Origin of the sequence: Caballeronia sp. LZ032 (assembly GCF_031451315.1) — a bacterium.
Taxonomy (GTDB): domain Bacteria; phylum Pseudomonadota; class Gammaproteobacteria; order Burkholderiales; family Burkholderiaceae; genus Caballeronia.
In genome coordinates, this window is sequence record NZ_JARUXP010000001.1 from 2,870,398 (window position 1) to 2,881,219 (window position 10,822).

Genomic DNA, 10,822 nt, shown 5'->3' on the forward strand with positions numbered 1-10,822 from the left:
TCAGTTGGCGCGCCTTCCGCTTGCTGCATCAAAGAAATGCAGATGGCGCGCCGGCAGCGACAGCGCCAGTTGCTCGCCGCGCCGCGGCCGATGCTCATGCGGCAGCCGCGCCGCCACATCGTGCTTGCCCCACTTGCCGTGGGCCAGGTTGTCGGCGCCGAGCAGTTCCGCCGAATCGACCTCCAGCGTTGCACTCGGCACGCCTTCGACGCCCGGCGTCATGTGCTCGGGACGAATGCCGAGCGTCCACTCGCGCCCGTGCATCTCGCGCGTGACGCCGTTCGCTCCCGACACGGGCAGTGCAGGCCCATCGCCGGCCACATGAAACGTCGCGCCATCGTCCGCAAGGCGCCCTTCGAGCAGGTTCATCGCGGGCGAGCCGATGAAGCTCGCGACAAACACCGTCGCCGGCCGCTCGTAGACTTCGGTCGGCGCGCCGATTTGCTCGGCATGGCCCTTGTTCATCACGATGACGCGTTGCGCGAGCGTCATCGCTTCGATCTGATCGTGCGTGACATAGAGGCTCGTGGTCGCGAGACGCGCGTGCAGGCGCTGGATCTCGAGACGCATCTGCACGCGCAGCTTGGCGTCGAGGTTGGACAGGGGTTCGTCGAACAGGAACACCGCCGGTTCACGCACGATCGCGCGGCCCATCGCGACGCGCTGCCGCTGTCCGCCCGACAGTTCGCGTGGCTTGCGGGCGAACAGATGCTCGAGTTCGAGGATGCGCGCTGCATTGGCCACGCGCGCGTCGATCGTCTTGCGGTCCGCGCCGCCGATCTTCAGCGCATACGCCATGTTCTGCGCCACGCTCATGTGCGGATAGAGCGCGTAGTTCTGGAACACCATCGCGATGTCGCGATCCTTCGGCTCCAGCTTGTTCACGACCTTGCCGCCGATTTCGATTGCGCCTTCGGAGACGCTCTCCAGTCCCGCCACCATGCGCAGCAGCGTGGACTTGCCGCAGCCCGACGGGCCCACCATCACGACGAACTCGCCATCGGCGACTGCCACGTCGATGCCGTGCAGCACGTACTGCGAGCCGTCGTAGGTCTTCTTCACGCCCTTGAGATTCAGCGCAGCCATCTATCCAGAGTCTCCGGTTATTTTTCCGCGTCGACGAGGCCGCGCACGAACCAGCGCTGCATCGTCAGCACGACGGCGAGCGGCGGCAGCATCGCGAGCAGCGTCGCGGTCATGACGAGATGCCACTCGGTCGCGGTGTCGCCCGACGCGATCATGCTCTTGATGCCGACCACCGCCGTCTGCAGCGATACCTCGTTGGTGATGAGAATCGGCCAGAGATACTGGTTCCAGCCGTAGATGAACGTGATGACGAAGAGCGCCGCGATGTTCGTTTTCGACAGCGGCAGCACGACGTCCCAGAAGAAGCGCAGCGGCCCGGCGCCGTCAATGCGCGCGGCCTCCATCAGCTCGTCGGGCAGCGTCATGAAGAACTGCCGGAACAGGAAGGTCGCGGTCGCCGACGCGATCAGCGGCAGCGTGAGGCCCGCATACGTGTTCGACAGATGCATCGACGACACGACCTGCACGGTCGGGAAGATGCGCACTTCGACGGGCAGCATCAGCGTGATGAAGATGAGCCAGAACGCGAGGTTCTTCAACGGAAAACGGAAGAACACGATGGCATAGGCCGAGATGATCGACACCGCGATCTTGCCGATGGAAATCACGAGCGCCATCACGAGACTGTTCAGCAGCATGAGCCCGAAGGGCGCCGCCGCGTTGCCGCTGCCGTAGGTCCAGACGTGCGCGATGTTCTCGAACAGATGCGAGCTCGGCACGAGCGAGAGCGGCACGCTGAACACTTCCTTCGAGTTCATCGTGGCGGCGCAGAACGCGACATACACCGGAAACACGATCAGCGCGACGCCTGCCAGCAGCACCGCGTGACAGAAGATATCGAAGCCGCGACGGTTCTCGATCATGAGTATTGCACCCTGCGTTCGACGAAACGGAACTGCACCACGGTCAGCACGATGACGATCACCATCAGCACGACCGACTGCGCGCCCGAACTGCCGATGTCGAGTCCCTGGAAGCCTTCCGCGAAGATCTTGTAGATCAGCGTCTTGGTGGATTGCGCGGGTCCGCCGCCGGTGGCCGCGTCAATGACCGGGAAGGTATCGAAGAACGCATAGACGAGGTTCACGACCAGCAGGAAAAAGCTTGTCGGCGACAGCAGCGGCAGCGCGATGCCGAAGAAGCGTCGCACGGGACCGGCGCCGTCGATGGCGGCCGCTTCGATCAGCGATTGCGGAATCGCTTGCAGGCCGGCATAGAAGAACAGGAAGTTATAGCTCACCTGCTTCCAGACCGAGGCGAGCACGACGAGGAACATGGCCTGCGTGCCGTTGAGCGCATGATTCCACTGGATGCCCTGCTTCGCCAGCGCATACGTGACGAGCCCGATGCTCGGATTGAACAGGAACGACCAGAGCACGGCGGCGATGGCGGGCGCGACCGCATACGGCCAGATCAGCAGCGTCTGGTACGCCTTCGCGCCTCGCGTCACGCGATCCGCGCACGCCGCGAGCAGCAGCGAAATCACGAGGCCCGACACCGTGACGAGCGCGCAGAAGATCATCGTCGTGTTGAACGAGGACAGATACAGCGGGTCCGCGAACAGCTGCCTGAAGTTCGCCAGCCCGACGAATTCGCTTGACGTGCCGAACGCATCCTGGCTCTGCGTGGCCTGCCAGAGCGCTTCGCCCGCCGGCCACAGGAAGAACAGCGCGGTGATGGCGAGCTGAGGGGCGACGAGCAGATACGGCAACACGCTCGTATCGAAACGAGACCGTTTTTCCATGCGATGTGTCCTGAACGAAGGCGCCCGCGCCGCGCGCGGGCGCACATGCTTGCACGTGCCTAGTTGCCGGCCCCGGCCTTCTCGAAGCGGGTCAGCAGTTCGTCGCCGCGAGAGACCGCTGCGTCGAGCGCCTGTTGCGGCGTCTTCTTCTCCGCCCAGACCTGTTCCAGCTCTTCATCGACGATCGTGCGGATCTGCGGCATGTTGCCCAAACGCAAGCCCTTGGTGTACGGCAGCGGCGGCTTGTTCAACATCTGCTTGATGGCGATGTCCGCGCCCGGGTTCTTCGCGTAGAAGCCCTGCTTCTGCGTGAGTTCATATGCGGCCTGCGTGACCGGCAGATAGCCCGTGTCCTGGTGCCACTTCGCGGCGACTTCCGGCGACGACAGATACGCGAGGAACTTCGCGACGCCCTTGTACACGGCCGGGTCCTTGCCCGACAGCACCCACAGGCTCGCGCCGCCGATGATCGCGTTCTGCGGCGCGCCCTTCACGTTCGCGTCGTAGGGCATCATGCCGACGCCGTAATCGAACTTGGCGAACTTCGCGATGGTCGCGCGCGAGCCCGACGAATTCGTGATGATGCCGCAGTCGCCGCTATAGAACTTCGACACCGGCTCGTCCTTGCGGCCGACATACGTGAAGGTGCCTTCCTTCGCCATGTTCTGCAGGAACTGGATGTGCGCCACCTGCAAGGGCTTGTTGAATTCGAGCTTCGCGTCGAGGCCGTCGAAGCCGTTGTTCTTCGTCGCGAACGGCGCCGCATGCCACGCGCTGTAGTTCTCGAGCTGGATCCAGCTCTGCCAGCCGGACGAATAGCCGCACGAGTAGCCGGCCGCCTTCAGCTTCTTCGCGTCGGCTTCGACATCGGCCCAGGTCTTGGGCGGCTGGTTCGGATCGAGACCGGCCTTCTTGAACGCGTCCTTGTTGTAGTACAGCACGGGCGTCGAGCTGTTGAAGGGCATCGAGAGCAGATGGCCGGTCTTCGCATCGCTGTAGTAGCCGGAGATGGTGGGCACGAAGGCTTTCTCGTCCAGCGGCACGCCGGCCTGCTTGAAGACGTCGTACACCGGAACGACGGCCTTCTTGGCCTGCATCATCGTGGCCGTGCCGACTTCATAGACCTGCAGGATGGCCGGCGCGTTGCCGCTGCGATACGCCGCGATGCCTGCCGCCAGCGCCTGGTCGTAGGTGCCCTTGAACACGGGGACGATCTTGTAATCGCTCTGCGACTTGTTGAAATCGTTGGCGATGTCGTTCACGCGCTCGCCGAGCGCGGCTTCCATCGCGTGCCAGAACTGGATTTCCGTGGCGGCGTGCGCCGCGGTGCTGGCGCCGAAGGCCAGAACGGCCGCGGCGGAGATCGTGCGGAACAAGGGCTTGCAGCTCATCGATGAGTCTCCTTTGTGACAGGGTTCGCGCTCTGAAACGCGCGATATTAATTGTTGTCGATGACAAACAGGCGTTGATACTCTTTCAAGGCATAGCGGTCGGTCATGCCGGCGATGTAATGCGAGATGAGCCGCGCCTGGGCGCTGTCGCGGCTGACGGCAGGCGCGTCGTTCGCCGATTCCTCGGCCACCGGCTCGCGCGCCTGATAGGAAGGCGGCAGCAGGCGCGGATCTTCGGTGAAGGCTTCGAAGAGGCCGGCCACGACGCGCCGCGCCTTGTTCGCCATCCGCATCACGCGATAGTGCCGGTACAGGTTCTTGAACAGGAAGCGCTTGAGCTGCGCGGCCTGCGCGGCGACCTCGTCGCTGTGCGCGACGAGCGTCGGCGCCGCGCGCACGTCGTCGAGCGACTGCGGCATCACGCGTTGCAGATTGCGGCTCGTGGAATCGATCAGATCGACGATCAGCGTATTGATGATCCGGCGAATGGTTTCGTGAATCAGCCTCCGCCCTTCGATGTCCGGATACTCGCTGCGCGCGGCGTCGAAATGCGTATGCCAGAGGCTCACCTCGGACAGCTGTTCGAGCGTGATGAGGCCGGAGCGCAGGCCGTCGTCGACATCATGATTGTTGTAGGCGATTTCATCGGCGACATTGGCGATCTGCGCTTCCAGCGACGGCTGCTTGCCGGTCAGGAAACGCTCGCCGAGATCGCCGAGCCTGCGGGCGTTGTCCCGCGAACAGTGCTTGAGAATGCCTTCGCGCGTTTCGAAGCAGAGGTTCAGTCCGTTGAACGCGCCATAGTGTTCTTCCAGCTGGTCGACAACGGCGAGGCTCTGCAGATTGTGTTCGAAGCCGCCGTGATCGCGCATGCATTCGTTCAGCGCGTCCTGTCCGGCATGGCCGAACGGCGTATGACCGAGATCGTGCGCCAGCGAGATGGCTTCGACGAGATCTTCATTGAGCCGCAGATTGCGTGCGACCGACCGCGCGATCTGCGCCACTTCGAGACTGTGTGTGAGACGCGTGCGGAACAGGTCGCCTTCGTGATTGACGAACACCTGCGTCTTGTATTCGAGCCGGCGGAACGCGGTGGAATGCACGATGCGGTCGCGGTCGCGCTGGAACTCGGTGCGCGCGGCGGGCGGCGTCTCGGCAAAGCGCCGTCCGCGCGACTGCGACGAATGCGCGGCGTACGGCGCGAGATGCGCTTCGAGTGCCAGCGACGAGGGCGCGCTCGCCGGAAGATTCAATTCTTGTTCGCTCACCGGCTGCTCCGCATCGTCTTGATTCTCGCCGCCGCTCGCGTGGATCAGACGCTGGCCGCGAGGGTTTCGCGCACGGTCCCGTCAGGCGCGCTGGTGATCTCAGTTGCGCCGAAGCGCGTCAGCAAGATGAACTTGATCTCGCCGGCTTCGGCTTTCTTGTCGACCTTCATCAGGTCGACGTAGCGGTCGGGGCCGAGCTTCGGCGCCTTGACGGGCAGTTTCGCCGCCTCGATCACGCGCACCAGACGCTGGCGTGCGGCTTCGTCGAGCCGGCCGAGCCGCACCGAAAGATCCGCCGCCATCACCATGCCGCAGCCGACGGCCTCGCCGTGCAGCCATTCACCGTAGCCCAAGCCGGCTTCGATGGCGTGGCCGAACGTGTGGCCGAAGTTGAGAATGGCGCGTTGGCCGCCTTCGCGTTCGTCCGACGCGACGACCGATGCCTTGATCTCGCACGAACGCTTCACGGCGTGCACGAGCGCGTCGAGGTCGCGACGGTTGAGCGCGCCGACGTTCGCTTCGATCCAGTCGAAGAATGCGGCGTCCGCGATCGCCGCGGTCTTGATGACTTCCGCGATGCCCGCCGCCATCTCGCGTTCCGGCAGCGAGCGCAGCGCGCCGATGTCGGCGATCACGGCCTGCGGCTGGTAGAACGCGCCGATCATGTTCTTGCCGAGCGGATGATTGATGCCGGTCTTGCCGCCCACGGACGAATCCACTTGCGAAAGCAGCGTGGTCGGCACCTGGATGAACGGCACGCCGCGCATGTAGCTGGCGGCGGCGAAGCCGGTCATGTCGCCCACGACGCCGCCGCCGAGCGCGATCAGCGTGGTCTTGCGGTCGGCGCGCCCGGTCAGCAGCGCGTCGAAGATCAGGTTGAGCGTTTCCCAGTTCTTGTACGCCTCGCCGTCGGGCAGCACGACGGTGGTCACCTTCTTGCCAAGCGGCGCGAGGGCCGCGCGCAACTGCTCGCCGTACAAGGGATCCACGGTGGAGTTGGTGACGATGGCCACCGACGCACCCTTGATGTGCGGCGCGAACAACTCCGTGCGGCCGATCAGGCCCGCACCGATGTGGATGGGATAGGCGCGCTCGCCCAGGTCGACGCTGACGGTAATGGTTGGGGCATTCATGGCGGACATTATGACTGAGCCGGTTTGACGACGCCGGCCACCTCCAGTTGCATCAGGACCATGTTGACGAGCGCGTTGACGGTCGGCCGCCCGGTCTCGACAACGAAATGAGCGGTTTCATGATAGAGCGGATCACGTGACTGAAACAGCGCTTCGAGCTTGCCGCGCGGGTCTTCGGTCTGGAGCAGCGGACGGTTCTTGTCGCGCCGGGTGCGCTGCCAGAGATCGTGCGGATTGGCGCGCAGATAGATGACGATGCCGCGATTCCTCAGATGTTCGCGATTCTCGGGCCGCAGCACCGCGCCGCCGCCCGTGGCGAGGACGATGCCGCTGCGCTGCGACAGGTCGTCGATGACGTTCGCCTCGCGCTGCCGGAAGCCGGTCTCACCTTCCAGCTCCCAGATGACCGGAATGCGCGCGCCGGTACGTGCTTCGATCTCGTGATCCGAGTCGATGAACGAGCGCTGCAGACGGCGCGCAACCGCACGGCCCACGGTGGTTTTACCCGCTCCCATGAGTCCGACGAAAAAGATGTTCGCGTTCGCGTGCCCTTCCTGCAACTCGTTTTCCTTCCAGTCCGATGCAATTTGTTCGTGCGGCAGCTTAAGGGCAAACCGCCCGCTTTGTCGAGTCGCGCCAGCCGTGGCGCGGGTCCGGCGCGGGTCCGGCATGTGTCGTGTGCTCATCGGCGCTCATCCGCTCATCCGCCGCTTGCGATGACATGCGGCGTGATCAGGATGACCAGCTCGCTTTTCGAGCGGCGCCGGGCCTCATGGCGAAACAGCCAGCCGAGCAGCGGCAGTTTCGACAATCCCGGCACGCCGGTCGTGTCGTCGCGCTCGTCGTCGGAATAAATGCCGCCGATCGCCACCGTCCCGCCATTCTCCACTTCGACGCGCGTCTGGACGTGCTTCGTATGGATCGCCGGCCCGTTCGCGGTCTGCTCGCCCAGGCTGTCTTTCGTGATGTCGAGATCGAGAATGACGTGCCCGTGCGGCGTGATCTGCGGCTCGACCTCCAGTTTGAGCGTGGCGCGCCGGAACTGCACGCCCGACATGCCGTTGCCCACTTTCGCCTGGTACGGCACTTCCATGCCCTGCTCGACGATCGACTTGACCCGGTCCGCCGTGACCACGCGCGGCCGCGACACGATCTGCCCGCGCCCTTCCGCCTCGAGCGCGCTCAGTTCCAGATTGAGCAACCGCGTTGCGTGCGCGACGAACAGGGTGAGCCCGGCCGTGGCGGCGTCGAAGCCGTTGAGCGGTCCCGCCGACAAATCGTATACCACACCGTCCTTGCCGCCCGCGAAACCGCTCGCCGGATCGTTTTGCGCCGCAATGTTCAACTTGACGCCGAGATTGCGCGACAGCCCGGCCTCGCCTTCGACGATCTTCGCCTCGATCATCACTTGCGGCGTCGACCGGTCGATCAGCGCGAGAAGATCCGCGATCTGCCGCACGCGCGCGTCGAGATCGGTGACGAACAGCAGGTTGGTGCGCGCGTCGGCCATGGCGGAGCCGCGTTTCGACAGCACGCGCTGGCTGCCGGAGCCGCTCAGCATCTTGCGCATGTCCTCGGCGCGGGCATAGCGCAGTACGAATGTACGGCTAGAGAGCGGTTCCAGGTCGGCGGCGCGGGCGTGCGCTTCGTAGCGCAGTTTCTCGCGCGCCGCGAGTTCGGCCAGCGGCGCGACCCAGATCACGTTGCCGTGCTGTTCCATCGCGAGACCGTTCACTTCGAGCAGCGTGTCAAACGCGCGCCGCCACGGCACGCCGGCAAGATTCAGAGAAACCTGACCGCGCACCTTCTCGCTCGCGACGATATTCAGGCCGGTGAACTGCGCGAACGTGTGCAGCGCGGCGCGCAGTTCCGCGTTCTTCAGGTCGAGCGTGATGGTCTTGCCGTCGCCGCCGGGAACCGGATCGGCGTCGCTCAGGCGCTCGACGGGCCGCAACGGCACCGGCGGTCCTTCGAGCGGCGCGTCGGGCGCAGCCGGAGGTTCGGCGACGGGCTTGGCGGCGGGCACATCCGGAGCGGGTGGTTCGGACGGAAGATTCGCGTCGGTCGTCGCCTGCTCCGTGGTCAATTCGTCGAACGCGGCCGGTAGCGGCGGCAGCGGTGCGACGGGCGCGTCATCGCTTCCCACGGCAAGCGATGCCTGAGCGAACAGACACGCGACGGCCGCTACGGACAGGACCGGCCTGGCGACGCCGCGAAAGAACTGCGCGCGCGGGTTCACTTGCGATCCTCCGCCATCGTCAGTTTCCGCGACGGACCGCGGTCGGGCATGAGCTCCACGACACGCGGCACGACCCACGCAAGCCGTTCAGCGCCGATCTTCTGCCCCGGCGCGTAGCCGCTGACTTCGCTGCCGCTTTGCAGAAGCGCCATCGCGCGCCGGGTGCCGACCAGCGTGCCCACCAGCAGGATATCGCCACCCTGGGCGAGCGCATCCCCGCCGCCAAAAGGATCGATGACGAACGAACTGGCGCGCGGCGCAGCGACGGTCAGCGGAATACCGGGCTGATTCTCGAACACCCGGAGCGACGCCTCGACCGCGAGCGCATCCGCGAGCCCGCCCGATGAACGCACGCCGGCGGGCTGCCTGATCTGCGCGCCTTCCGGCACCACGAGCCGCGGCAAACCGGCCAATGCCTCCAGGAAACGGTGAATCTCGTTGAAAGAACCTTCCGCGCGAAGCTTGAGCGGCCGCCCGGACTCAACTTGCGACGGCGCTTCCGGACCGGCGCCCGCGCGCGCGGCCGGCTCGATCGACACGTCGCGGAGCCCGCTCTGTGCCGCCAGTTCCACGACGGCACGCAGCGCATCCGCCGTGCTCCACTGCTCCGGCTGCAGGCGGGCAGAAAGCGCGCGCGCCTTCAGGCCAGGCAACTCCGCCCTGATGCGCCTGACTTCGTGCTCGCGGGTTTGTGCCGCCGTCAATTCGGCGCGTGCGAGTTCGAGTCCGCCCGGATCCGACATTCGCCACGCAGTCGTGCCCGCCACACCCACGAGCAGAGTCAGCGCAAGCGCGCTTGCCGCAAGCCGGGTACGCGACCAGGCATCGAGCGGCCGCAGCAGCGCAGCCACGCGCATGTTCCGGCGTTTATCCCGGTGCAACAAGAGATTCATCGGCATCGCGTTCATGGGCGCCTCCCTTGCGCGCCCGGGCGGCCCGCCGTGAGTACCGGCCGGGCACGACGCGAAGCGTCCTCATGGCCGGAGCGGTCCGACTCGTAACGCACGAGCGCGACGAACTCGTAGTGCCCTGCTCCCTCAGACGGCGGCGCGCCACGAACCCCTCGCGTAGCCACAGCGCTGCGCCGCTTCATCTCGACGACCTCCACCGCCTCCACCCCGCGCACCTGTTCCAGCCGCTTGAGCCAGTGCGCCGCAGCCTGCGAATCAGGCGCCCGCGCCGCGAGTTCGACCTCGTCCGTCCGCTGCGAGACGCGTTGCAGCGCCACGCCGGTTTGCGCCGGCACGTCGGCAAGCGCTTCCAGCAGCGCGAGAAAGCGTTCGCGCGGCGCAGCAAGCGGCTGGGCGCTTTCACGGGCGCGCCGCCGTTCCTCGGCGGCACGCACCAACCGCGCATGTTCGTCGACCGGTGCGCTCGATGCCAGCAGCGAGGCCTCCAGCGCCGCGCGGCGCTCGGTCAGCCGCGCATGCTCGAAGGCATCGCGTCCCGCGACCACGCCCACTGCGGCGCATCCCGCGATGCTCGCAGCCGCCAGCAGCGCGAGCCGCCGGCGCCTCACCTCGCGCCGCCGCCGCGCCCGATACGGCAGCAGATTGAATCCGTCCAGCATGGCGGCGCTCATTGCATCACCTCGCGTAACGCCAGTCCGAACGCCGCCGCGAAGCGTGGCGAATGCCGGTGCGCCGCGACGATCGCCGACGCGCCGTTGCAATACGGCGCCGCCTCGAACGGCAGCGCGGGACAGCCCAGGCTCTTGCCCAAAACGGGCAGCGCCAGACCCGCATGACCCAACAGTTCGATCCGGCCGCCCGCATAAACGCAGTCGAGCGGCGCGCCGTCACCCGCCAGATCCTGCAGCGCCTCGGCCATGCTGCGATATTCGAGCGCAGGATAGCGCGCCTCGTTCTCGACACCCCGCGCGCCGACGAGCCAGCCATGCAATCCTGAGTTCTCCAGCCAGCAGACCATATAGCGCGCGTCTTCATCGAGCTCCACCGAGC

The 10,822-nt window shown here is 65.9% G+C and carries 10 protein-coding genes and 1 pseudogene; all 11 read right to left on the bottom strand.

What is annotated here, in order from left to right:
* Nucleotides 1–1,086 carry a sn-glycerol-3-phosphate import ATP-binding protein UgpC gene (locus QCE69_RS13420; RefSeq protein ID WP_309931139.1) on the bottom strand — a complete coding sequence of 362 codons (1,086 nt, stop codon included), beginning with the start codon at nt 1,084–1,086 and terminating at the stop codon, nt 1–3.
* Nucleotides 1,087–1,103: 17 nt separating this feature from the next.
* Nucleotides 1,104–1,949 (bottom strand): sn-glycerol-3-phosphate ABC transporter permease UgpE, encoded by an 846-nt coding sequence (gene ugpE, locus QCE69_RS13425; protein ID WP_309931141.1) that lies wholly within the window; start codon nt 1,947–1,949, stop codon nt 1,104–1,106.
* Nucleotides 1,946–2,830 (bottom strand): sn-glycerol-3-phosphate ABC transporter permease UgpA, encoded by an 885-nt coding sequence (gene ugpA / locus QCE69_RS13430; RefSeq protein WP_309810293.1) that lies wholly within the window; start codon nt 2,828–2,830, stop codon nt 1,946–1,948. The genes ugpE and ugpA overlap by 4 nt, the downstream gene beginning before the upstream one ends.
* 59 nt (nt 2,831–2,889) lie before the next feature.
* Nucleotides 2,890–4,221 (bottom strand): sn-glycerol-3-phosphate ABC transporter substrate-binding protein UgpB, encoded by a 1,332-nt coding sequence (gene ugpB, locus QCE69_RS13435; protein WP_309918799.1) that lies wholly within the window; start codon nt 4,219–4,221, stop codon nt 2,890–2,892.
* 47 nt (nt 4,222–4,268) lie between these two features.
* Nucleotides 4,269–5,489 carry a deoxyguanosinetriphosphate triphosphohydrolase gene (locus tag QCE69_RS13440; protein ID WP_309931143.1) on the bottom strand — a complete coding sequence of 407 codons (1,221 nt, stop codon included), beginning with the start codon at nt 5,487–5,489 and terminating at the stop codon, nt 4,269–4,271.
* A 44-nt stretch (nt 5,490–5,533) separates the two neighbouring features.
* Complete coding sequence (gene aroB, locus QCE69_RS13445) at nt 5,534–6,631, bottom strand: 3-dehydroquinate synthase (RefSeq protein ID WP_309918804.1); 1,098 nt, start codon at nt 6,629–6,631, stop codon at nt 5,534–5,536.
* Complete coding sequence (locus QCE69_RS13450; RefSeq protein ID WP_309919847.1) at nt 6,631–7,137, bottom strand: shikimate kinase; 507 nt, start codon at nt 7,135–7,137, stop codon at nt 6,631–6,633. The genes aroB and QCE69_RS13450 overlap by 1 nt, the downstream gene beginning before the upstream one ends.
* A gap of 185 nt (nt 7,138–7,322) precedes the next feature.
* Complete coding sequence (locus tag QCE69_RS13455; protein ID WP_409021184.1) at nt 7,323–8,861, bottom strand: type IV pilus secretin PilQ; 1,539 nt, start codon at nt 8,859–8,861, stop codon at nt 7,323–7,325.
* Nucleotides 8,858–9,769 (bottom strand): type 4a pilus biogenesis protein PilO, encoded by a 912-nt coding sequence (pilO, locus tag QCE69_RS13460; protein WP_309931146.1) that lies wholly within the window; start codon nt 9,767–9,769, stop codon nt 8,858–8,860. Before pilO ends, QCE69_RS13455 begins: the two co-directional genes overlap by 4 nt.
* The gene (locus QCE69_RS13465) at nt 9,766–10,443 is read right to left on the bottom strand and encodes a PilN domain-containing protein (protein WP_309931147.1); all 678 of its coding nucleotides are present in this window, start codon (nt 10,441–10,443) and stop codon (nt 9,766–9,768) included. The genes pilO and QCE69_RS13465 overlap by 4 nt, the downstream gene beginning before the upstream one ends.
* Nucleotides 10,440–10,822, bottom strand: a pseudogene (locus QCE69_RS13470) (hypothetical protein); the annotation flags it as partial. The pseudogene QCE69_RS13470 and the gene QCE69_RS13465, both read right to left, overlap by 4 nt.